Annotated in this window: 1 protein-coding gene; it reads right to left on the bottom strand. The window is 61.5% G+C overall.

All coding sequences use genetic code 11. The features are described from left to right. Positions 1 to 121: glycerophosphodiester phosphodiesterase family protein (locus tag Q4563_RS23935; RefSeq protein ID WP_442903880.1), on the bottom strand; the 121-nt coding region annotated here is incomplete at its 3' end. Positions 122 to 231 lie beyond the last annotated feature (110 nt).

Raw genomic sequence — 231 nt, 5'->3', positions numbered from 1 at the left:
GGGCAACGTCCACTTCTATCCAGCTGGCACCAGCCTGCTGGGCGAGCCGGAAGGCGGCCAGGGTGTTTTCCGGTGCCATACGACTGGCGCCGCGATGGGCAATCACTGTGCTGGTGCGCATGGTCTGGCCTCCGGTGGCTAGACAGATAAATGAACCCATTGGCGTCGTTGCCAGATCAGGCTATAGATCAGCGACAGTCCGGTACGTTGGACGCCCTGCAGGATCCAGAC

This window comes from Gilvimarinus sp. 1_MG-2023, from assembly GCF_030548285.1.
This window is presented reverse-complemented; position numbering and strand designations above follow the sequence as displayed.